Raw genomic sequence first — 21,064 nt, forward strand, 5'->3', positions numbered from 1 at the left:
CCGGCGCGTGTCATGAGCCCTTTCCGTTCGGCGTCAGCATGGAGTCGCGGGGGTCAAACGGGCATCCACCGCCCTCGACGTGGGCGACGTACTCATCGCGGAAGTACTTGATCGACGACATCACCGGGCTGGCAGCACCATCGCCCAACGCGCAGAACGACTTTCCCAAGATGGTGTCGGAGATGTCCGACAGCTTCTCGATGTCCTCGTGCGTGCCGTGACCGGTTTCCAGCCGCGTGTAGATCTGGTCGAGCCAGAACGTCCCCTCGCGGCAGGGTGTGCACTTGCCGAAGGATTCGTGCTTGTAGAAGTACGTCCAGCGCCGCACGGCCCGCACAACGCAGGTGGTCTCGTCGAAGATCTCCAGCGCCTTGGTCCCCAGCATCGAACCGGCGGCGCCCACGCCCTCGTAGTCCAGCGGCACGTCGAGGTGCTCGTCGGTGAGCAGTGGCGTCGACGAACCGCCGGGCGTCCAGAACTTCAGCCGGTGCCCGGCGCGCACACCGCCGGCGTAAGCGAGCAACTCGCGCAAGGTGATCCCGAGCGGAGCCTCGTACTGACCTGGGCGGGTAACGTGCCCGGACAACGAATACAGCGTAAAGCCAGGCGATTTCTCGCTGCCCATCGACCGGAACCAATCGACGCCGTTGAGGATGATCGGCGGGACGCTGGCGATGGTTTCGACGTTGTTGATCACCGTCGGGCAGCCGTAGAGCCCCGCCACCGCGGGAAACGGCGGCCGCAGCCGTGGCTGGCCGCGCCGGCCCTCTAGGGAGTCCAAAAGCGCGGTCTCCTCGCCGCAGATGTAGGCACCGGCACCGGCGTGGACCACCAGCTCCAGGTCGAAGCCCGACCCGTTGATGTCGCGGCCCAGGTAACCGGCGGCATACGCCTCTGCCACCGCGTTCTGCAGGCGGCGCAACACGGGCAGCACTTCACCGCGCACGTAGATGAAAGCGTGGTTGGCCCGGATCGCATACGCCGCGATGACCACACCCTCGACCAGGATGTGTGGGGTCGCGAGCATCAGCGGGATGTCTTTGCACGTACCGGGTTCCGACTCATCGGCGTTGACCACCAGGTAGTGCGGCTTGGCGGCCGGGCCCGTATCGCCTTGCGGGATGAACGACCACTTTGTCCCCGTCGAGAAACCCGCACCGCCGCGGCCCCGCAGACCGGAGTCCTTGACGGCCCCCATCACCGCGTCGGGCTCCATGCCCAGGGCTTTCTGCAGAGCTTTGTACCCGTCATGGCGGAGGTAGGTTTGCAACGTCCACGACTCGGGATCGTCCCAGTAGCGGCTGATCACCGGCGTCAGCGGCGTCGCCTGGGCGGTGGGAGCGGCCATCACTGTCCTTCCGGGCCGCGGTCGGGCGAGGTGTCCGGTGGTGGCGGCGCCGCCATGCCGAGTTCGTGCGCCACCCGCAGACCCGCCAAAGTCGCCGCGCCCGCGCCGCCCTGACCTTGGTCGGGCCGTTCATCGGGTAGGCCGGCCAGGATTCGCGACGTCTCGCGGAACGCACACAGCGGGGCCCCACGGGTGGGCGACTTGGGGTTGCCGGCTCGCAGGGAGTCGACCAGTTCGCGCGCCGAGTCGGGCGTCTGGTTGTCGAAGAACTCCCAGTTCACCATCACGACCGGTGCGAAATCGCAGGCGGCGTTGCACTCGATGTGTTGCAGGGTGACGGACCCGTCGTCGGTCGTCTGATCGTTGCCGATGCCCAGATGTTCCTTGAGCGCATCGAATATGGCGTCGCCCCCCATGACCGCGCACAGCGTGTTGGTGCACACCCCGACCAGGTAGTCGCCCGTGGGTCCCCGGCGATACATCGTGTAAAAGCTTGCGACGGCGGACACTTCGGCTCCGGTCAGTCCCAGCTGCTCGCCGCAGAACTCCAGACCCGCCGGCGTCAGGTAGGAGTCCTCGGATTGGACCAGGTGCAGCAACGGCAGCAGAGCCGAGCGCTTGTTCGGGTAGCGACTCACGATCTCTTTGGCGTCGACCTCCAGCCGGTCCCGCACCTCGGGCGAATACGACTGCGGGGCGCCCTCCACCACGAACGCGTTGGGTTCGCCGGGCGGAGGTCCCAGCCGGATGAACACCGGCTGGCCCTGCGGCCCGGTCATCGGTCGACCCCGCCCATCACCGGATCGATGCTGGCGACGGCCGCGATCAGGTCTGCGACCATCCCGCCCTCGCACATCGCGGCGACCGACTGCAGGTTGGTGAACGACGGGTCCCGGTAGTGCACCCGGTAGGGCCGGGTGCCGCCGTCGCTGACCATGTGGACGCCGAGCTCACCGCGCGGTGATTCGACCGCGACGTAAACCTGCCCCGCGGGAACGCGAATACCCTCGGTGACGAGCTTGAAGTGGTGAATCAGCGCCTCCATCGAGCCGCCCATGATCTTGGCGATGTGCTCGGGTGAGTTGCCCATGCCGTCGGGACCCACCTTTAGGTCGGCGGGCCAGGCGATCTTGCGGTCGGAGATCATCGTCGGCCCCGGCCGTAGCTTGTCCAGACACTGCTCCACGATCTTCAGCGACTCCCACATCTCTTTGACGCGAATGATGTAGCGCCCGTAGGCATCACAACGGTCATCGGTGATCACGTCGAACTCGTAGTCCTGATAGCCGCAGTAGGGCTCGCTCTTGCGCAGGTCATGCGGCAACCCGGTGGCGCGCAGTATGGGGCCCGTGATGCCCAGCGCCATGCATCCGGTCAGATCGAGGTAGCCGACGCCTTCGGTGCGCGCCTTCCAGATGGCGTTCTCGTTGAGCAGCTCACCCAATTCGCGCAGCGCCTGGCGCAGCTGTTTGAGGGCCTCGGCGATCTCGCGCTCCGCGTTGGGTGGCAGGTCCTGCGCCACCCCGCCGGGGCGGATATAGGCGTGGTTCATCCGCAGACCGGTGATCGATTCAAAGATGTTCATGATGATCTCGCGGGCCCGGAAGCCGATGAACATCGCGGTCATCGCGCCCAGTTCCATACCGCCGGTGGCCAGCGCCACCAGATGCGACGAGATCCGGTTGAGCTCCATCATCATGACCCGGATGACGTTGACCCGCTCCGGTATCTCGTCGGTGATCCCGAGCAGCTTCTCCACGCCCAGGCAGTACGCCGTCTCGTTGAAAAACGGTGACAGGTAATCCATTCGGGTCACGAAGGTGACGCCCTGGGTCCAGTAGCGGTATTCGAGGTTCTTCTCGATGCCGGTGTGCAGATAGCCGATTCCGCACCGCACCTCGGTGACGGTCTCGCCCTCGATCTCGAGGATCAGCCGCAGAACCCCGTGCGTCGACGGGTGCTGTGGCCCCATGTTGACGACGATTCGTTCACCGGGATCCGCGTTGCGTGCGGCGTCGACGATCTGGTCCCAGTCTTGGCCGCCCGCGACCAGCACGGTGTCAGGTTCGGTCATCAGTTATAGCCCCTGCGCTCGTCGGGTGGGGGTATCTTGGCGCCCTTGTACTCGACCGGCACTCCGCCCAGGGGGTAGTCCTTGCGTTGGGGATACCCGTGCCAGTCGTCGGGCATCTCGATTCTGGTGAGCGACGGATGGCCATCGAAGACGATCCCGAAAAAGTCGTAAGTCTCGCGCTCGTGCCAGTCGTTCGTCGGGTAGACCGCATACAGCGACGGGATGTGCGGATCACTGTCCGGCGCAGCCACTTCCAGCCGCAGCCGGCGATTATGCGTGATGGACTGCAGCGGATAGACGGCGTGCAATTCCCGGCCGGTGTCCTGCGGGTAGTGGACCCCGTTGACGCCGAGGCACAACTCGAAGCGCAGCTCCGGTTCGTCGCGCAACCGCCGGGCGACCCGCGGCAGCAGATCGCGGCGAACATGCAGGGTCAGCTCGTCGCGGTATACCACGACTTTCTCGACGGCCTCGTCGAATTCGACTCCGTCGCAGCCCAGCGCCTCGGCCAGCCGGTCGGCGATGTCGTCGAAGTAGCCGCCGTAGGGGCGGGGGCTGCTGCCGGGCAGCGTGACCTCGCGTACCAGGCGCCCGTAGCCGGAGGTGTCGCCCGTCCCGTTGACCCCGAACATGCCGCGCCGGACGTCGATCACCTCGTCATCGGCCGCAGCGATGGCTTCCTGCGGATCTTGGTTGGGTGAGCTCATCGCAGCAGTCCGCGCATCTCGATCGTGGGCTTGGCGGCCAGCGCCGCCTGCTCGGCCTCGGCGATGGCGTGTTCGCGGTTGACGCCCAGCGGCATTTCCTGAATCTTCTCGTGCAGCTTGAGGATTGCGTAGAGCAGCATCTCCGGCCGCGGCGGGCAACCGGGCAGGTAGATGTCGACCGGAACGACGTGGTCCACGCCCTGCACAATCGCGTAGTTGTTGAACATTCCGCCCGATGACGCGCAGACGCCCATGGCCAGCACCCACTTCGGCTCGGCCATCTGGTCGTAGATCTGGCGCAACACCGGGGCCATCTTCTGGCTGACCCGCCCGGCCACGATCATCAGATCGGCCTGGCGCGGCGTCGCCGAGAACCGTTCCATGCCGAACCGGGCGATGTCGAATCTCGGTCCGGCGGTGGCCATCATCTCGATGGCACAGCAGGCCAGCCCGAAGGTCGCCGGCCACAGCGAGTTCTTGCGGACATAGCCCGCGACTTTCTCGACGGTAGACAGCAGGATGCCACCAGGCAGCTGTTCTTCCAGGCCCACGCCTTACCTCAATCCCACGTCAGGCCGCCGCGGCGCCACACGTAGGCGTAGGCCACGAAGACCGTGAGCATGAACACCACCATCTCGACCAGGGCGAACGTTCCCAGCGCGTCGTAGCTGACCGCCCACGGATACAAGAACACGATCTCGATGTCGAAGACGATGAACAGCATTGCGGTCAGGTAATACTTCACCGGAAACCGCTGCCCGGCCGACGCATGCGGGGTTCCCGCGGCCGCTCCCGAGTTGCCCGCGGGCTCGATGCCGCACTCGTAGGCCGCCAGCTTCGACTTGTTGTAGCGCGATGGGCCGACCAGGCTCGCGATCGCTACCGAGCCCACGGCGAAGGCGGTGGCAATCGCCCCCAGTACCAGGATGGGTATGTAGACGTTCAACTCGCTCCAAGATCCGTCGTATGGGCTGCCATGGGGGGTCCCCCAGAGGCGGCCAGGCGGTGATCGGGCTGCTGTGACGAACCGCGTCGATGGACCATCACAGTGACCTTCAACATAGCGTCATCAGGCCCGGCGCACTTGCCCGGGGTAGTGATAACGCACACATGGGGCTTAGTTTGACCGCATGTTCTCGCGGCTGCGCCGAAAGCCGGCGTCGGCGCTAGATAGCTGGGGTGCGGAGCAGCCCGAGCACCGTGCGTCCCAGCACGATCGGGTCGAGCGGATGCGGCACCGCGGCCTCGGCGCGCGACCAGTTGGCCAGCCACGCGTCGTCCCGGCGACCGGTGAGTACCACGATCGGCGGGCAGGTTGCCAGCTCGTCTTTGAGCTGTTTGGCGATTCCCATGCCGCCCGTCGGGGTGGCCTCGCCGTCGAGAATCGCCAGGTCGATGCCACCCTCATCCATCGTGCGAATCACCATCGGGCCCGTCGCGACCTCCACGTAACTCAACTCCGGCAGTTCGGGGTGCAGGTGCTTGCCCAGCGCCCGCATCACCGTCTCGCGGGTTTCGACGTTGTCGCTGTAGACGAGGATTCGCAGGGGACGGGTCGTGTCGGGCACGGTCAGATGGTACTGGTGCCCCGCCGGTCTCACCCGGTTGCCCGAGCGAACACCAGCTGCGCCGCCCCGGTCGCCGTCTCGCCGATCATGCCGAACCTGTTCCAGCCCAGGTCGAATTGGGATCGATCGACCTTGGCTTCCCCGGAGATCCGGATCGCGCCGTCATCGAGCTCGGTGACCGTCACCGGTAGCGGCAGCGGCGCGGTGATGCCCTTGATGGTGAGATCGGCCCGAACGTCGGCGGCTTTGCCCTTGGTGGGTCCCTCGCTCGGCTGGACCGCGGTGACCACGACGCTGATCTGACCGAAGCGCTCGGCGTCGAAGAAGTCGGCAGAGCGCAGGTGCCGATCCCGGCGGCCGATGCCGGTGCTCAACGACGCGGTCTGGATGTCGAGCCGGCCGGACGCCGCGCCCTTGCCGCTGAGTTGTCCGTCGCCGCTGAACTCGGTGAACCGGCCCTTGACGGTCACCAGGCCCCACATGTTCTTGATCTTGAAGGTGACGGCCGACCGATGGGGAACGACGTTCCACACGCCGAACATGTCGGGATCGATCAGCAGGGCTTCCAGGGTCGTCATCGTTCACTCACTTGGTCAGCGGCGCGATCTCGGCGGGGTCGAAGTATTCGTCGATCGCCTCGATCAGGGCGTTTGTGCCCAATCGGATCACGATGCAAACGCGCACGGAGATCGATTGGCCGGCGTGGCCCGTTGCGTGCAGGATGTGCTGCTGGACGAAGCCGCCCTCGAACAGCCGGCGATCGAGGATTTGGTAGCGCCGCTGGGTGGTAGCGGTGACGAACCAGTCGATGACGCGCAGCGCGCGGGCCTTGTCATCCGTCTTGGCCGGCTCGCGTCCCACCCGCCACACCTTGATGTCGTTGCTCCACAGTCGATCAACCGCGGCGGTGTCGCCGTTTTCGATCGCGGCGAACAGACGCTCGGCCACGTCGGCGATCGTCTCCGCGGTGCTGGTGGTGGACATCAACCGTCTCCGGTCCTCATGGGCTCGGCTCATTCGTTGTCGTATCCGGGGTGGGTGACGGCCAGCCGGCGCCGCACCAGCGTGCGCAAACAGGCGGTGACCTCATCGGGTCGCCCGTCGAGCTCGCCGGCCCGGATCGCCGCGGCCAGCTGTTCCTCGTCTCCGAAGCCGAGGGCCGCGAGTGCCTCGCCGCATTCTTCTTCGCTCTCGTCGAGCAACTCGCGCTCGACGATGCGCAGCGCGTTGGCGGCCACCCGGGCGTGGAAGTTCACCTGCCCGGTAGTGGCGGCCCTGACGTCGGTTTCGAGGAACTCGGCCACCGCGGCCACCAGCTCGGCCGCGATCGGGCGGCCGTAGGCGCCGATCATTGCGGCGGCTCCGACTGCCGGTTTCTCCCCCTCGCCGCTGCGCGGCTGGGGGTGCCCCCACCTCGCGCCGCGGCGCGGCGCGCATCGTCACCGGGGGGCGCTTCGAGCAGGTCGAGGAGGTCCCACTCGGTTTCGCAGACGCGGCGGCCGATGGCCGCCAACTCCACCGAGCGGAATTGACCGCTCAGATGTCGTTGCGCCTGGTAACGGCAGATGACGCCCCAGCGCAGCGTGGCAAGCACCAGCCACCAACGGAACGCCATGCGATCGACGGTAGCCGCGGCGGCTTCCTCGTAGGCTTGCAGGAAGCTTTCGATGCTGCCGAGGCCCCCGGCGCCCAGGCTGGCCGGCGCGCCGAACCGCCAGGCCCGGATGCAAAACCAGGCCAGGTCTTCGTGTGCCTCGCCGATGTGCACCAATTCCCAGTCAAGAACGGCGGCCAGATCGCAGCCGTCGACGATGAGGTTCCCCATCCGGAAGTCCCCGTGCACCAGAACCGGCGCCGATGGGGGCGGCCGGTGGGAGCCCAGCCAACGAAACGCCCATTCGAAGGTGGCGGTGGTGTCGCTCATCTCGTCGAGCCGTGTCCGCCATGCCCCCAGTTGGTCCCCCTGGGTCAGGCCGGGGATCTGCCGGTCGGCTCGGTGGATGGCGGCCAGCGCCTGAGCGCACTGCCGGAGCAGCCTGGTGCGTCCCGCGTGGCCCTCGGCACCGAGCCGACGTTGAATGCGCCGGACAATGGTCTCGCCCTTGATCTCGTCGCAGATCAGATACGGGTTGCCCAGTGCGGCAGTCGAATCGTCGGCCACCAGGATGTGGGGCACCGGCGCCCCGGCGGCCGCCGCGGCGGCCTGGGCGCGCGCCTCGAGCTCCATGCCGGCGTGCACATCGTCGGGCGGCCCGATGCGCAGGATCAGTGCGCGGCGATGCTGGCCCGCGACGGCGTCGAACGCCCAAGTGGTGCGGCTGGCGCCGCCCGTCAATGCCCGCAGGTTCGCGATGGTGACGGCGGTACCGAACGCCGGTGCCAGGACCCGCCCCAGCTTGTCGGCCAGCTTCTTGGTGTCGGTCACTTATGGCCAAACCTGAACAGCCGTTGCGCCACCCGGCGGATCTGGATCTCCTCTGCCCCTTCGGTGATCCGGTAGCGGCGGTGGTGGCGGTAGATGTGCTCGAACGGTTCGTGACGGCTGTAACCCAGGCCACCGAAGATCTGCATTGCCCGGTCGGCCGCGTCGCACACCAGTCGATTGGCTCGATAGTTGGCCATTGACACCTTGTCCGATACCTCCATGTGGTGGTCACGGTCCAGATGCCAGGCCGCGTACTGCACCAGCAGGCGAACCATCTGCGCCTCGGTCTGCAGTTCGGCCAGTGGCCATTGCACGGCCTGGTTGACCGACAGCGGCTTGCCGAACACCGTGCGTTTGCCCGCATAGTCGGCCGCGCGGTCGATGCAGTATTGCGCTGCGCCCAGGCTGCTCGCCGCCTGCCGAATTCGGTTCTCGTGCAGGAAGGTTTGTGCGACCTCCAGGCCGTGGTCCACTTCACCGAGCACCGCATCGGCCGGAACGCGCACGTCGGTCAATTCGACTTCGCCGTGATCAGTCGGCATGTTGAACGTCCACCAGTAGTACGGCACGTCGAATCCCGGCGCGTCCGTCGGTACCAGGAAGGCGGTGATTCCCAGCGCCGACCCCGCCTCCCCCGAGGTGCGCGCGAAGACCAGATTGTGAGTCGCGCGGTGCACCCCGGTGTTGAACCGCTTGGCGCCGTTGATCACCCAGCCATCGCCGTCGGGTTCGGCGCGGGTCTGCAGCCAGGTGGCGTCGGAGCCGTGCAGTGGCTCGGTGAGGCCGAACGCCATTGAGCGTTCGCCGGTGATCAGCGCCTCCGACCACACGCGGCGTTGCTCGTCGGTGCCGAAGCGCTCCATCATGATCACCTGCGGAAAATTCCCGACGATCGAGGACTCGTTCTGCAGGTCGTTGTGCAGCCCGAGGCCCTTGTGCGCCAAGTGCTCCCGGATGACCGCCATATCGACATTGGTGCCGTCGCGACCACCGAGCGACGCCGGCAACCCGTAGCGCAGCCACCCGGCCTCGTCGGCCCGGCGGCGCATCTCGGCGAGCAGCTCCTCCCACTCCCGGGTCGGGATGCCGTCGTTGTCCCAGTCGGTGCGGGCGTGCTCTCGACGCTTGTCGAAGTACTGCATGTTTTCGGCCTGCAGCGGAGCGATGTCCCGCTCGATGAACGCGTCGATATCGGCGAGCAGACCCGGAAGATGTTCTGGCAGGGTGAAATCCACTGATCCTCTCCTCGGCTCTCCTGGGGCTCTCCTGAGCTGTCTCGAGCTCTCCTACGCTGCTTTACGCGCCGTACCGGGCATCAGGCCCGCATCCGGTCGCCGGCCCGTAGGAGGGCTCCCGGCAAATCATGGCCCACAATCGATTTCGCAACCTCGGCAGCGGCGATGGCCGCCGGCAGGTCGACGTCGACGTCGATGTCGCTGTCGCGCAGCAGGTACACGAGGTCCTCGGTGGCGATGTTGCCGGTGGCGCCGGGGGCGAAGGGGCAGCCCCCCAACCCGCCGACCGAGGCGTCGAGCCTGGTGACCCCGGCGTTCACCGCCGCGTACGCGCTAGCCAGCCCGGCGCCGCGGGTGTTATGGAAGTGCCCGCCCAGCGGTAGGTCGCCGATTACCGGACGCAGTTGTGCCACAAGCGAACTCACTCGGCCCGGCGTCGCGGTGCCGATGGTGTCGGCGATGCAGAACCGGTCTACGCCCATGTCACGAGCGCCCGCGCCGATCTCCAGTACCCGCCCCGGCGGGGTGGGGCCCTCGAACGGGCAGTCCCACGCGGTGGCGACGATCACCTCGACGGTGACGTCGGCGTCGTGCGCGATGGCGACGATCTCCTCGATTTGCTCGGTGGCCTCGGCGGCGCCGCGTCCGACGTTGGCCCTGCTGAATTCGTCGCTGGCCGCGACCACATATTCGATCGATCGAAGTCCGGCGGCGACGGCGCGCCGGGCCCCGCCGGGGCTGGCCACCAGGGCGGAGAACTCGATGTCGGGGTAGTCGCGCAGCCGCGCGGCGACTTCGGCGGCATCGGCCATCGAGGGCACTTTCGTCGGGGATACGAAGGCGGTGGCCTCCACTTCCCGAACGCCGGTGGCGGCCACCGCCGCAAGCAGTTCCAGCTTGGCCGTCAACGGGATCGGCTTTTCGATCTGGAGGCCGTCGCGCAGCGACACCTCACGGATATCGACGTGCGTCACAGCACCCCCTCGGCCCGCAGTTCCTCGAGTTCGTCGGTGGTCTTTCCCAGTAGCTTGACGTAGATGTCGTGGTTGTGTTGTCCGGGACAGGTCGGGCCGGCGTTGCGCACATGCCCCGGGGATTCCGAGAGCACCGGCACGATTCCCGGTCCCAAGACGTTGCGTCCGATTCTTTCGTCGAAGTGAGCTACCAACATGTCGCGGGTCCGCAATTGTGGATCGTTGACGACTTCGGCGACGGTGTTGATCGGCCCCGCGATAACGCCGGCGGCGCTGAGGGTTTCGATGATCTCGCCGGGTTGACGGTCGGCGGCCCAAGCCCCGATGATCTTGTCGAGCTCGTCTTGGTTGCGCCCGCGGGCGCCGTGGGTGGCGAACCGGTCGTCGCCGGCCAGCTCCGGCCGGCCCATCGCTTGACACAGGCGCGCGAAGACGGTGTCCTGGTTGGCGGCTATCACCACCCAGGAGCCGTCAGCACTGCGGTAGATGTTCGACGGTGCGATGCCCTCCAGCCGGGTCCCAGAAGGTCCGCGGACGACGCCGCCGACGTCGTAGTCGGGAATCGTGGATTCCTGTACGGCTAAACATGATTCGGTTAGTGCCACGTCGACCACCTGACCTTGACCGGTGACGGTGCGACGGTAGAGCGCGGCCAGGGCGCCCTGGGCGCCGAACATGCCGGCGAGGCTGTCGCCGAGCGAGAGGGCCAGCCTGGGCGGCGGGCCGCCCGGAAAACCGTTGAGGTGGCGCAGACCACTGACCGCCTCGGCCACCGAGGCGTATCCGGCCTTGTGCGCGTCGGGGCCCGTCTGTCCGTAACCGGATACCCGCACCAGGATGATGCCCGGGTTGCGTTCACTGAGCACGTCGTAGCCCAGGTTCCATTTCTCCATGGTGCCGGGGCGGAAGTTCTCCACCACGATGTCGGACTTGGCCAGAAGATCAAGAAATAGTTCGCGGCCGCGTGGCCGCCGCAGGTCCAGCGTGATGGCGCGTTTGTTACGCGCGTGCACCGTCCAGAAGACGTGGTGGCCGTCGACTTCCGCCTGGCCCCAGTTCCGCAGCGGGTCCGGCGCGCCGGGGGGTTCGACCTTGATGACGTCGGCGCCCATGTCACCGAGCAGCCGGCCCGCGAAGGGCCCGGCGATCAGGGTGCCGAGCTCGAGGACCCGGATACCGTCGAGCGGGCCGCTGACATCGTGCGCCGTCATTCGGCGCTCGCGAAGTTGTGGTGGACCAGCCAGTCGCTGAACATCAGCAGGGTCCGCCGTTGGCGTCGGTGGCATCGTTGGGTTTGAGCTCGGGGCGCGGAAGTCGGCCTTCGCGCAGGTGGATGAACGATTCCATGGGCGACTCCGGGGCTCTGGCAGCCAAACTGAACGTGACACTACTTATTGGTTTGCGACGCACAAGCGGCAGGTTGTGCCGGGGTGTGACCGGTGCGATCGGAATCATCAATCCCGAACGCGTACAACGACTTTCCCTTTGGCGGTGCGATTCTCCAGCGACGCGACCGCCGCGGCGGCTTCCTCGAGGGGGTAGACCTCGGGCGTCGGAGGAGGCAGCCGGCCCGAGCGGAGCAGATCTTCGAGCCCGGCCCACTGCTCGGCGAGCGCGTTCGGGTGGGTCGCCGTCCAGGCGCCCCAGCCGACGCCGACGACGTCAATGTTGTTGAGCAGCAGCCGGTTCACCTTCACGGTCGGAATCTCCCCGCCGGTGAACCCGATGACCAGCAGCCGTCCACCCGGTGCGAGCGAGCGCAGCGAATCGGTGAACCGGTCGCCGCCGACCGGGTCGACCACCATGTCGACGCCGCGACCGCTGGTGAGCTCCTTGACCGCGTCCTTGAACCCCTCGGCCAGCACCACGTCGGTGGCGCCGGCGGCCGTCGCGACGTCCGCCTTCTCTGCGGTGCTGACCACCGCAATGGTGCGCGACGCCCCGAGCAGCGACGCCAGCCGCAGCGTCGAGGTCCCGATCCCGCCGGCCGCCCCGTGCACCAGCAACGTCTCGCCCTGGGCCAGCCGCCCGCGAACGGTGAGCGCGAAGTACATCGTCAGGTCGTTGAACAGCAGCCCGGCGCCCGCCTCGAAGCTCACGTTGTCGGGGAGCTTGAACACCCGGTCGGGCTGCACAATGGCCACCTCGGCCATGCCGCCGGACAGCATCGTCAACCCGACGACCCTGTCGCCGGCTTGCACGTGCGCGCCGTCGGGGCCCGAACGCACCACCCCGGCGATCTCGGCTCCCAGGATGAACGGCGGCTCGGGCCGGTACTGGTAGAGGCCCCGGGTGAGCAGCGCGTCTGGGAATGCCGCGCCCGCGGCGTGCACCTCGACGACCACTCCGTCGCCCGAGGGTTCGTCGACCTCCGCCACCTCGATCGCGTCCGGACCGTCTAGCCGAGTCACCCGTGCAGCTCGCATGGTCGGTCAGCCTACTGCCGGCTCAGAATCCGCCAGCGACCCGCACCACCGCCCGGCCGGAGAATTCGCCGGCGCGGATACGGTCGAGCACGCCGACGACGTCTTTGACGTCGACATCGCTGGTGACCGCAGCGAGACGCCGCGGCCGCAACGAATCACCCAGCAGCGCCCACAATTTCCGGCGTCGGCCGATCGGCAGCTGTACCGAGTCCATTCCGAGCAGTGCGATGCCGCGCAGGATGAACGGCATCACCGTGGTGTGCAGCGCGGCACCGCCGGTCAGGCCGCTGGCTGCCACCGCGCCGCCGTAGTCCACGGCGCTGAGCACGTCGGCCAGCGTCGCGCCGCCCACGCAATCCACGCCTGCGGCCCAGCGCACCTTCGCCAGCGGTCGCGGTTTGGCCTCCGGATCGGCGGGCAGGCGCCCGATAACTTCCGCGGCGCCAAGCTCTTTGAGCAGTTCGGCCGCGCTTTCCTTGCCGCTGGACGCCACCACGCGGTAGCCGGCGGTTGCCAGCAGGTCCACGCTCACCGAGCCGACCCCGCCCGAAGCGCCGGTGACGACGACCGGGCCCGCGCCGGGTTCGATCCCCCAGTCGATCAGTGCCCGCACGCTCATCGCGGCGGTGAAGCCAGCGGTCCCGATCGCGGCGCCCTCGTGCGGGCTCAAGTTGCCGAGCGCCACCACCTGGTCGGCCGGCAACCGCGCGTATTCGGCGTAGCCGCCGTGGTGGCCCGTGCCGATCGCGTACCCGTGCGCGAGCACCTTGTCGCCGACGGCGAAGTCGGGCGATTGTGATTCGACGACCTCGCCGGTCAGGTCGATGCCCGGCACGACCGGATAGTTGCGCACCACGCCGCCCCCCGGCGTCAGCGCCAACGCGTCCTTGTAGTTGACGCTCGAGTACAGCACCCGGACCGTCACGTCGCCGGGCGGTAGGTCGGAGGGGCTCAGCGTCTCGACCGACGCGGTTATCCGGTCGCCGTCTTCGCGCGCGACAAGCGCTTGAAACGTGTCCATACCCGTCGACGCTAACCTCACCGCATGGAGTCCTTTTCACTCGGTGGGTTTTCCGTTCGGCGCATCGGCTTCGGCGCGATGCAATTGCCGGGTCCGGGCGTGTTCGGGCCGCCGCGGGATCGCGACGCGGCGCTGGCGGTGTTGCGCCGGGCCATCGAATTGGGTGTGGACCACATCGACACCGCGCAGTTCTACGGTCCGGACGTGGCCAACGAGCTGATCCGGGAGGCGTTGCATCCCTACCCGGCGAACCTGGCCTTGGTGAGCAAGGTCGGGGGCCGGCGCGACGACCAGGGCGCCTGGTTGCCCGTCACCGAGCCCGCGGATCTGCGCCGCGACATCGAAACCAACCTGCGCGCCCTCGGCGTCGACCGGCTCGCCGCCGTCAACCTGCGGCTGATGGAAAGCGACGGGCCGGACCGGCTGTTCGACGACCAGCTATCGGCCATGATCGCCGCGCGCGACGAGGGGCTGATCGGCGGCGTCGGGCTGAGCAACGTCACCCGCGAGCACCTGCTGCACGCGCTCGAACGCACCGAAATCGTCTGCGTGCAAAACGCGTTCAACCTCGTCGACCGGTCGTCGGCGCCGGTGCTCGAGGAGTGCGCGACGCGGGGGATCGCGTTCGTCCCGTTCTTCCCGCTGGGCGCGGCCTTCGAGCGGCCGAACCCGGTGCTGACGCACCCGCTGGTCACCGAGCTCGCCGAGCGGCTCGGACGCACGCCGGCGCAGGTCGCCTTGGCCTGGACGCTGGGCGTGGCGCCGAACGTCCTGCTGATCCCGGGCACCTCGTCGGTGCGGCACCTGGAGGAGAACATGGAGGCCGCGTCCATCGAGATCGATGAGGACACCCGCCGGCGCCTGGACGCCGTCGCCGCGTGATCGCCGCTACTTGAGTTCCGACGACGACAGCCCCAGCAGGCGCCGCGCGACGACCAACTGCTGGATCTGCTGGGTACCTTCGAAGATGTCGAGGATCTTGGAGTCGCGGGCCCACTTCTCCAGCATCGACTGCTCGGAATAGCCTGCGGTTCCTGCCAATTCGACCGTCTTGAGAGTGACGTCGCTGGCCATCCGCCCAGCCTTCGCCTTGCTCATCGACGCCTCTTTGGAGTTGGGAATCTGGTTGTCGGCCTGCCATGCCGCGCGCAGCGCGAGCAGATACGCCGCCTCCCAGTCCGCCTCCATCCGCAGGAACTCGGCGGCTGCCGCGCACTGGGCGTGGGAGGGCCTGTCGTAGGAGATCTCGACTCCGGCCTCGGTGAGTACTTTGCGGATCTCCTGCAGTGCGGCGCGGGCGACCCCGATGGCCATGGCTGCGACGATGGGTCGGGTGTTGTCGAAGGTCTCCATCACACCGGAAAAACCCTTGCCCATCTCGATTTCGGGGTTGCCGAGCAGGTTCTCTTTGGGGATGCGGACGTCGTCGAAGCGGATCGCCGCGGTATCGGAGCCCTTGATGCCGAGCTTGTGCTCCAGGCGTTCGACCGTGACCCCGGGGTGGTCGCGGGGCACGATGAAGGACTTGATTGCGGCGCGACCCTTCGATTTGTCCAGCGTCGCCCATACCACGATGTGCGTGGCGCGTGAACCGGCGGTGACAAAGATCTTCTCGCCGTTGATCACGAATTCGTCGCCGTCGAGCGTCGCGGTCGTCGACACCGCCGCCGAGTCGGATCCGAATCCCGGTTCGGTGATGGCCATGGCGGCCCACACCTTGCCGAGACGTTCCAGCTGTTCGTCGGTGGCGACAGCGGAGATGGCCGCATTGCCCAAACCCTGATAGGGGACCGACAGCATCATTGCAACGTCGCCCCAGCAAGCCTCCAGCGTCTGCAGCAGCGCGGCCATGTTGACGCCGTTGTGGTTTTTGTCCCTGCCCTCGTCCTCGTCGCGCAGCGCGTCTGCTCCGGCGAAGGCGAAGGATTCGGCCGCGCCCTCGAACAGACTGATGAGGGTGTCCAATTCGACCGGATACGCGTGTTCCTTCACGTCGTATTTTCGGGCGATCGGCCGCATCAACTCGGCCGCGCCCTGGTGGGTCTTGTCCATCACTGCTTGCAGCTTGCGGGGCAGTTCCAAATTGATTGCCATGATTGAACTTTCAGCTGTCGTTACAACACTCAGATGACTACGACGCCCTCGGCGACGCCGATGGCCCGCAGGTCGCGGTACCAGCGTTCGACCGGGTGTTCTTTGGTATAACCGTGGCCGCCGAGCAGCTGCACGCCGTCGAGGCCGATCTGCATTCCCTTGTCGGCGCCCAACCGCTTGGCCAGCGCCGCCTCGCGGGTGAAGGGCAGGCCCTGTTCAGCACGCGCGGCACCGCGCCAGGTGATCAGTCGCAGCCCGTCCAGCTCGATCGCGATGTTGGCGCACATGAACGCCACGGCCTGCCGATGCGCGATCGGCTCGCCGAACGCTTGGCGCTCCTTCACATACGGGACGACGTAGTCGAGCACGGCGTGGGAGGTGCCGACCGTCAGCGCGGCCCAGCCCAGCCGGGAGAGCGCGATGGCCTCCGAATAGTCGGCTTCGGTCGCTTCCTCTTCTCCCAGCCTGGCATTCAACGGCACCGACACCCCGGACAGTTCGACCTGACCGAGGGCCGCCGCGCGAATTCCCATGCTCGGATCCGTCTTGACCGTAACGCCTTTCGTCGATGACTCCACGATGAACAGCGCGGGCCTGCCGTTGAGCTGCGCGCCGACGATGAACAGCTCAGCGTCGGCCGCGGCGGGCACCAACGACTTCACGCCGTCGAGCCGGTATCCGCTGGGCGTCCGCACGGCGGTGGTCCTCAGCCGGGTGGGGTCGAACAGCGGCTGCGGTTCGGCGATCGCGACGCAGGCTTGGGGCACGTTCGCGCCGGCGAACTCGTGAAGGTAGGTGGCCTGCTGGTCGGCGCTGCCCCAGTGGGTCAGCGCCGATGCCACGCCGCCGGGCGCCAGGATCGGAAGCGCCAGGCCCATGTCCCCGTAGGCGAGTGCCTCCGCCACCAACACATTGGTCACGCTGGAGCGGTGCGCGGCGATGCCCTCGAAGTCCTCGGGGATATTGATGGCGGTGATGCCCAGTTCCGCCGCCTTGGCGATCAGGTCGGGCGGGTAGGTAGCCGCCTCGTCCGCGTCGTGGGCCGCGGGCCGCAGCACCTCCTCGGCGAATTCCCCGAGGGTCTCGACGATCATCTTCTGCTCGTCGTCGGGCGTCAGGTCGAAATAGTCCTTACCGCTGGACTTGAGCCGAGTCGGCCCGCCGCGAATATCCTTGATCCGCTTGAACTGTCGAGAGGTTGCGGCCGCGGTGGAGAAAACCGTCTTGGTGCCGTAGCGCAGGCCGCGGTTGAGCGGATCGCGCAGGTGGTACTTGTCCAGGAACTCCTGGCCGACTAGCGGTGTAAGCACTGCGATGGCGATATCGACGCCCGTCCGCTTGTGCGGTTGCAGGCCGACACCGCTCTGCCGGCCGCGACGCCCAAGGCGCGAGCGCGACGTTTTCGTCTGTTTCGAACCGGAAGGCATGGCGGTCATTTCGGCACCCTCGGTCGGTGGGCGATGCGGATCACTCTATCTTACTCCGGAGTAAGATAGAAGGGGTGCCCTGTTAACTAATTCACAGCCGCTCGCTGCGCAGACTCGCGAGCACCTCCGCATGCAGCAAGCCATTCGTGGCCACGGCGCTGCCGCGGTGCGGGCCCGCCACGCCATCGAGGCCCGTGAGAGTGCCGCCCGCCTCACGTACCAAGATGTCGAGCGCCGCCAGATCCCATACCGACACTTCAGGTTCGGCGGCCATATCGACTGCCCCCTCGGCCACCAGGCAATACGAGAAAAAGTCGCCGTAGGCGCGGACCCGCCACACCGCGTCGGTCAGCGCGATGAAGCGGTCGCGCAACCCGCGCTGCGCCCAGCCCGACAAGCTGGAGAAGGAAAGACTGGCTGAGTCGAGCTGCGCCACTGATGAAACTCCGAGTGGGCGCGGCGGGCCGCCGCCGACGGAGGCGAACGCGCCCCGGCCGCGCGCCGCCCACCACCGACGCTGCAGCGCGGGCGCGCTCACGACACCGACCGATGGAACGCCGTCTTCGAGCAAAGCGATCAAACTGGCCCAGACCGGCACCCCGCGCACGAAGTTCTTGGTGCCGTCGATCGGGTCGATGACCCATTGCCGCCCGGTGAACGCCGCGGTTCCCCCGAACTCTTCCCCGAGGATGCCGTCCGAGACTCGTTCGCGCCCGAGGATTTCACGCAGCTCCGTTTCGACCGCCCGGTCGGCGTCAGTCACCGGTGTCAAATCCGGTTTGGTGTCGATGCGCAGGTCCTGCGCCCCGAAGCGGGCCGCGGTGAGCAGGTCCGCCCGGTCGGCGAGCCCGTGCGCCAGCGCCAAATCGTCGTGCGTCATGCCAGCAGTCCTACCATGGCCGGGTGTGGGAATTCGGTTTGCTGATCCTGCTTGTGGCGGTCTTGGGATTGGTCCTTGCGCAACGGTTCGTCCCGCGCGGTCCCCGCGGCGAGTTGGCGAGCGGCACGCTGCTGGTGACCGGGGTGAGCCCCCGCCCGGATGCCACCGGTGAGCAGTACGTCACGATCGCCGGGGTGATCAACGGTCCCACCGTCAGCGAGCACGCGGTGTATCAGCGCATGGCGGTCGATGTCGATCACTGGCCAACGATGGGCCAACTGCTCCCGGTGGTGTATTCGCCGAAGAACCCGGACAACTGGCGGTTCGCGCCGGCCGAACCGCCGGCAGCCTGAATTTTCGGGGCCGGTCAGCCGCCCTCGGGTGGGCGCGTCATCACGGTGAGCCGCGTCCCGCACCGCGGCAGCACGCCCGAGGCCCGCGCTCATCGATGCCGATGCCGGGCCTTGTTAGTGCAAACTGGTCAGGCTCGACAGCACGGATTCGTAGGTTTCGGCCGCGGTCCCTAATTCGGCGGACACCGAATCCCAGGTTCCTGCGGCGGCCAGTAGCGAGGCCGACCACGGGCCACTGATCTGGCATTCTGAGCTGATGCGGCATGGAGAAATCATGATGGTCGCCGGCAGCGCCGCCATCGTGTTGAGGCGCTGACGCCGTCAATGCGTTCGTGGTGGGGTTGGGGCACCGTCGAGGACGCGCTTTCCGGAGATGAAACTCGTGATCTGGTGGCGCGCGTGGCGACGCTCCTACCGGATCACGACCTGACCGATCACCAGCCGCCGGACCCCACCGCGCTCGGAGTGGCGACTCCGCGGATCACACCGCCGCCATCACTTGCTCACCTATGTTCGACTGACCCCGTCGACCGGGCGGGCCACGCGCGCGGCAAGGCATTCCGTGACGTCGCGCGCAACCTACAGGGCCGACTCGACCATGTACCGGACCTGATCGTGCGGCCGCGCCGCGAGCAGGACGTGATCGACGCGCTCGATTGGTGTGCATCCCAAGCGGTTTCGGTGATCGCCTATGGCGGCGGCAGTTCGGTGGTCGGGGGCGTCGAGCCGCGGTTCGACGGTCCGGTCGTCACGGTGGACACCACCGTCATGAATGCGGTCGTCGAGATCGACCGGGCCAGTCGCGCGGCGCGAATCCAGGCCGGAGCACTGGGTCCGGTGCTCGAATACCAGCTACGGCCACACGATCTAACGCTACGGCATTTCCCGCAGTCGTTCGGTTTCTCCACCCTCGGCGGCTGGCTGGCCACGCGCGCGGGCGGGCACTTCGCCACCCTGTACACCCACATCGACGACCTGACCGAGTCGCTACGGGTCGTCACTCCGGTCGGGGTGAGCGAGTCCCGGCGACTGCCGGGTTCCGGCGCCGGCCCATCGCCTGACCGGTTCTTCCTGGGCTCCGAGGGAACGCTCGGCATCATTACCGAGGCTTGGATGCGGTTACAGGACCGCCCGAAGTGGCAGGTCACCGCGTCGGTGACGTTCGAGGCTTGGGCCGCCGCGGTGGCGGCGACCAGGACGGTCGCGCAGGCCGGGCTCCACCCGTCCAATTGTCGGCTGCTTGACCCGGCCGAGGCTTTCCTGAACGCCGGCGTCGCGACCGGCGGCGGCCTACTGGTGCTCGCTTTCGAATCGGCCGACCACCCGGTAGACCCGTGGCTCGAGCGGGCCGTGCAGATCTGCGCCGACCACGACGGCACGCTCACGGCGCGGCGTAGCAGCGAAACAGCCACTGACACAACAAAAGACGGCGCGACCGATGCCTCGGGGAATTGGCGCTCGGCATTCTTGCGCATGCCCTACCAGCGTGACGCCCTCGCCCGACGCGGCGTCATCGCGGAGACGTTCGAGACCGCGTGCACCGGGAACCGATTCGATGAACTGCATGCCGCCGTTACGGATGCGGCCCGCAAGGCGATCGAGCGAGTCTGTAGGACCGGCGTGGTGACCTGTCGGTTCACCCACGTGTATCCGGACGGCCCGGCCCCCTACTACGGAATCTATGCCGGCGGGCGTTGGGGCTCTTTGGTCACGCAGTGGGACGAGATCAAGGCGGCGGTCTCCGAGGCGATCATCGCCACCGGTGGCACCATCACCCACCATCACGCGGTCGGCCGCGATCACCGGGCCTGGTACGACCGGCAGCGGCCCAACCCGTTCGCGATTGCTCTGCGCGCGGCCAAGTCGGCGCTTGACCCGGCCGGGATCCTCAACCCCGGGGTGCTCATCGACCCCTGATCAGCCCCCCTGATCAGCTGTGGCCGATGCGCAGCAGCTCGGCCAGGCTCGGCAGCTTGACGCGGGGACGCCCGTGCGGCTCGCCGGCCGATCGCTCGTGGCGATCGATCGCCTCCCAGTGAGCAGAGGTGACCAGCTTGGGCTGGCGGGAGGCCAACCACTCGGCCAGCCTGTCGGCGTGGTCTTCGGGAAAGTCGGCGAGCTGCTGTTCAGAGCCGGGCAGGTCGTGCAGCAGGGTGTCGACGGTGTCCTGGGAGTCCTTTTTGTTGGTGCCGATCACACCGGTCGGCCCGCGTTTGATCCATCCGACGACATATTCATTGCGGCTGCCCTCTACTCGCCCGCCGGTGTTGGGGATGGTGGCGCTCTTGTCGTCGAACGGCAGGCCGGGCGTCGGGACGCCTCGGTAACCCACCGACCGCACGACCAGCTGAACCGGCAGTTCCTCGCGCTCGCCGGTGTCCTTGGCCGCCACCCGCCCGCTCTCGTCCGTGACCAATTCATTGCGTCCGAGCACGATGGACTCCACCCTGCCGTCACCTTTGATCTCGATCGGGGACGTCAAGAAGCGGAAAACTATCCGACGATGGCCCGGCCGCGGCGCGCGCCCGGCGT

22 protein-coding genes and 2 pseudogenes are annotated in these 21,064 nt (G+C 67.4%); 3 read left to right on the plus strand and 21 right to left on the minus strand.

Translation table 11 applies throughout. The features are described 5' to 3' along the window. Positions 1-10 precede the first annotated feature (10 nt). The 16 genes from nuoF to JO059_RS11500 all read right to left on the minus strand — a co-directional run bounded on the left by nuoF (position 11) and on the right by JO059_RS11500 (position 13,778). Positions 11-1,348, minus strand: a complete 1,338-nt coding sequence (gene nuoF / locus JO059_RS11425; protein ID WP_293316945.1) for an NADH-quinone oxidoreductase subunit NuoF — start codon at positions 1,346-1,348, stop codon at positions 11-13. After that, positions 1,348-2,127: an NADH-quinone oxidoreductase subunit NuoE gene (nuoE, locus tag JO059_RS11430; protein WP_293316948.1), complete on the minus strand. Its 780-nt coding sequence runs from the start codon at positions 2,125-2,127 to the stop codon at positions 1,348-1,350. The genes nuoF and nuoE overlap by 1 nt, the downstream gene beginning before the upstream one ends. Then, on the minus strand, positions 2,124-3,422 hold the full coding sequence (gene nuoD / locus JO059_RS11435) for an NADH dehydrogenase (quinone) subunit D (protein ID WP_293316950.1): 1,299 nt from the start codon (positions 3,420-3,422) through the stop codon (positions 2,124-2,126). Before nuoD ends, nuoE begins: the two co-directional genes overlap by 4 nt. Beyond that, complete coding sequence (locus JO059_RS11440) at positions 3,422-4,129, minus strand: NADH-quinone oxidoreductase subunit C (RefSeq protein WP_293316952.1); 708 nt, start codon at positions 4,127-4,129, stop codon at positions 3,422-3,424. Before JO059_RS11440 ends, nuoD begins: the two co-directional genes overlap by 1 nt. Next, entirely contained in the window at positions 4,126-4,680 is a 555-nt protein-coding gene (locus tag JO059_RS11445; protein ID WP_293316954.1) for an NADH-quinone oxidoreductase subunit B, read from the minus strand. The genes JO059_RS11440 and JO059_RS11445 overlap by 4 nt, the downstream gene beginning before the upstream one ends. A gap of 8 nt (positions 4,681-4,688) precedes the next feature. Then, entirely contained in the window at positions 4,689-5,075 is a 387-nt protein-coding gene (locus JO059_RS11450) for an NADH-quinone oxidoreductase subunit A (RefSeq protein ID WP_293316957.1), read from the minus strand. Positions 5,076-5,295: 220 nt separating this feature from the next. After that, positions 5,296-5,697 (minus strand): hypothetical protein, encoded by a 402-nt coding sequence (locus JO059_RS11455; RefSeq protein WP_293316960.1) that lies wholly within the window; start codon positions 5,695-5,697, stop codon positions 5,296-5,298. 29 nt (positions 5,698-5,726) lie between these two features. Beyond that, a complete protein-coding gene (locus tag JO059_RS11460; protein WP_293316963.1) occupies positions 5,727-6,275 on the minus strand; it encodes a YceI family protein in 549 nt (182 codons plus the stop codon). 7 nt (positions 6,276-6,282) lie between these two features. Next, positions 6,283-6,681, minus strand: coding sequence for a nuclear transport factor 2 family protein (locus JO059_RS11465; protein ID WP_293316965.1), 399 nt, complete (start codon positions 6,679-6,681; stop codon positions 6,283-6,285). 29 nt (positions 6,682-6,710) lie between these two features. Further along, positions 6,711-7,049: a DUF6285 domain-containing protein gene (locus tag JO059_RS11470; protein ID WP_293316967.1), complete on the minus strand. Its 339-nt coding sequence runs from the start codon at positions 7,047-7,049 to the stop codon at positions 6,711-6,713. Beyond that, on the minus strand, positions 7,046-8,122 hold the full coding sequence (locus tag JO059_RS11475) for a phosphotransferase family protein (RefSeq protein ID WP_293316970.1): 1,077 nt from the start codon (positions 8,120-8,122) through the stop codon (positions 7,046-7,048). Before JO059_RS11475 ends, JO059_RS11470 begins: the two co-directional genes overlap by 4 nt. Then, complete coding sequence (locus tag JO059_RS11480) at positions 8,119-9,357, minus strand: acyl-CoA dehydrogenase family protein (RefSeq protein WP_293316973.1); 1,239 nt, start codon at positions 9,355-9,357, stop codon at positions 8,119-8,121. The genes JO059_RS11475 and JO059_RS11480 overlap by 4 nt, the downstream gene beginning before the upstream one ends. Before the next feature lie 80 nt (positions 9,358-9,437). Next, positions 9,438-10,331, minus strand: coding sequence for a hydroxymethylglutaryl-CoA lyase (locus tag JO059_RS11485; protein ID WP_293316976.1), 894 nt, complete (start codon positions 10,329-10,331; stop codon positions 9,438-9,440). Further along, positions 10,328-11,542: a CoA transferase gene (locus tag JO059_RS11490; protein ID WP_293316978.1), complete on the minus strand. Its 1,215-nt coding sequence runs from the start codon at positions 11,540-11,542 to the stop codon at positions 10,328-10,330. Before JO059_RS11490 ends, JO059_RS11485 begins: the two co-directional genes overlap by 4 nt. 243 nt (positions 11,543-11,785) lie before the next feature. Next, positions 11,786-12,757: an NADPH:quinone oxidoreductase family protein gene (locus JO059_RS11495; RefSeq protein ID WP_293316981.1), complete on the minus strand. Its 972-nt coding sequence runs from the start codon at positions 12,755-12,757 to the stop codon at positions 11,786-11,788. Between the two features lie 22 nt (positions 12,758-12,779). Next, positions 12,780-13,778 (minus strand): acryloyl-CoA reductase, encoded by a 999-nt coding sequence (locus JO059_RS11500; protein ID WP_293316984.1) that lies wholly within the window; start codon positions 13,776-13,778, stop codon positions 12,780-12,782. A gap of 24 nt (positions 13,779-13,802) precedes the next feature. On the opposite strand from JO059_RS11500, the gene JO059_RS11505 reads away from it, so the two are divergent. Beyond that, entirely contained in the window at positions 13,803-14,660 is an 858-nt protein-coding gene (locus tag JO059_RS11505; protein WP_293316986.1) for an oxidoreductase, read from the plus strand. 6 nt (positions 14,661-14,666) lie between these two features. Here JO059_RS11505 and JO059_RS11510 read toward each other — a convergent pair whose 3' ends face one another. From JO059_RS11510 to hisN, 3 genes are all read right to left on the minus strand, one after another. Beyond that, positions 14,667-15,872 carry an acyl-CoA dehydrogenase family protein gene (locus JO059_RS11510; protein ID WP_293316989.1) on the minus strand — a complete coding sequence of 402 codons (1,206 nt, stop codon included), beginning with the start codon at positions 15,870-15,872 and terminating at the stop codon, positions 14,667-14,669. A 29-nt stretch (positions 15,873-15,901) separates the two neighbouring features. Next, the gene (locus JO059_RS11515) at positions 15,902-17,308 is read right to left on the minus strand and encodes an acyl-CoA dehydrogenase family protein (RefSeq protein WP_293316992.1); all 1,407 of its coding nucleotides are present in this window, start codon (positions 17,306-17,308) and stop codon (positions 15,902-15,904) included. 82 nt (positions 17,309-17,390) lie between these two features. Further along, complete coding sequence (hisN, locus tag JO059_RS11520; RefSeq protein WP_293316994.1) at positions 17,391-18,179, minus strand: histidinol-phosphatase; 789 nt, start codon at positions 18,177-18,179, stop codon at positions 17,391-17,393. Between the two features lie 23 nt (positions 18,180-18,202). Between hisN and JO059_RS11525 the strand changes: the two genes are divergently transcribed. Beyond that, positions 18,203-18,532: a hypothetical protein gene (locus JO059_RS11525; protein WP_293316997.1), complete on the plus strand. Its 330-nt coding sequence runs from the start codon at positions 18,203-18,205 to the stop codon at positions 18,530-18,532. Between the two features lie 117 nt (positions 18,533-18,649). Here JO059_RS11525 and JO059_RS11530 read toward each other — a convergent pair. Next, positions 18,650-18,808 (minus strand): annotated as a pseudogene (locus JO059_RS11530) (PPE domain-containing protein); the annotation flags it as partial. Positions 18,809-18,856: 48 nt separating this feature from the next. Here JO059_RS11530 and JO059_RS11535 point away from each other — a divergent pair. Beyond that, positions 18,857-20,449, plus strand: a complete 1,593-nt coding sequence (locus JO059_RS11535) for an FAD-binding oxidoreductase (protein WP_293317000.1) — start codon at positions 18,857-18,859, stop codon at positions 20,447-20,449. 13 nt (positions 20,450-20,462) lie between these two features. Here JO059_RS11535 and JO059_RS11540 read toward each other — a convergent pair. After that, positions 20,463-21,064, minus strand: a pseudogene (locus JO059_RS11540) (NADP oxidoreductase); the annotation flags it as partial.

This window comes from Mycobacterium sp., assembly GCF_019247615.1.
Taxonomy (GTDB): Bacteria; Actinomycetota; Actinomycetes; order Mycobacteriales; family Mycobacteriaceae; genus Mycobacterium.

What these genes read in the sequence shown, in the direction of transcription:
- nuoF (WP_293316945.1), bottom strand. Translation starts at nt 1,348, where the DNA reads ATGGCCGCTCCCACCGCCCAGGCGACGCCGCTGACGCCGGTGATCAGC.
- nuoE (WP_293316948.1), bottom strand. Translation starts at nt 2,127, where the DNA reads ATGACCGGGCCGCAGGGCCAGCCGGTGTTCATCCGGCTGGGACCTCCG.
- nuoD (WP_293316950.1), bottom strand. Translation starts at nt 3,422, where the DNA reads ATGACCGAACCTGACACCGTGCTGGTCGCGGGCGGCCAAGACTGGGAC.
- JO059_RS11440 (WP_293316952.1), bottom strand. Translation starts at nt 4,129, where the DNA reads ATGAGCTCACCCAACCAAGATCCGCAGGAAGCCATCGCTGCGGCCGAT.
- JO059_RS11460 (WP_293316963.1), bottom strand. Translation starts at nt 6,275, where the DNA reads ATGACGACCCTGGAAGCCCTGCTGATCGATCCCGACATGTTCGGCGTG.
- JO059_RS11465 (WP_293316965.1), bottom strand. Translation starts at nt 6,681, where the DNA reads ATGTCCACCACCAGCACCGCGGAGACGATCGCCGACGTGGCCGAGCGT.
- JO059_RS11470 (WP_293316967.1), bottom strand. Translation starts at nt 7,049, where the DNA reads ATGATCGGCGCCTACGGCCGCCCGATCGCGGCCGAGCTGGTGGCCGCG.
- JO059_RS11490 (WP_293316978.1), bottom strand. Translation starts at nt 11,542, where the DNA reads ATGACGGCGCACGATGTCAGCGGCCCGCTCGACGGTATCCGGGTCCTC.
- JO059_RS11495 (WP_293316981.1), bottom strand. Translation starts at nt 12,757, where the DNA reads ATGCGAGCTGCACGGGTGACTCGGCTAGACGGTCCGGACGCGATCGAG.
- JO059_RS11500 (WP_293316984.1), bottom strand. Translation starts at nt 13,778, where the DNA reads ATGGACACGTTTCAAGCGCTTGTCGCGCGCGAAGACGGCGACCGGATA.
- JO059_RS11505 (WP_293316986.1), top strand. Translation starts at nt 13,803, where the DNA reads ATGGAGTCCTTTTCACTCGGTGGGTTTTCCGTTCGGCGCATCGGCTTC.
- JO059_RS11510 (WP_293316989.1), bottom strand. Translation starts at nt 15,872, where the DNA reads ATGGCAATCAATTTGGAACTGCCCCGCAAGCTGCAAGCAGTGATGGAC.
- JO059_RS11515 (WP_293316992.1), bottom strand. Translation starts at nt 17,308, where the DNA reads ATGACCGCCATGCCTTCCGGTTCGAAACAGACGAAAACGTCGCGCTCG.
- hisN (WP_293316994.1), bottom strand. Translation starts at nt 18,179, where the DNA reads ATGACGCACGACGATTTGGCGCTGGCGCACGGGCTCGCCGACCGGGCG.
- JO059_RS11535 (WP_293317000.1), top strand. Translation starts at nt 18,857, where the DNA reads ATGCGTTCGTGGTGGGGTTGGGGCACCGTCGAGGACGCGCTTTCCGGA.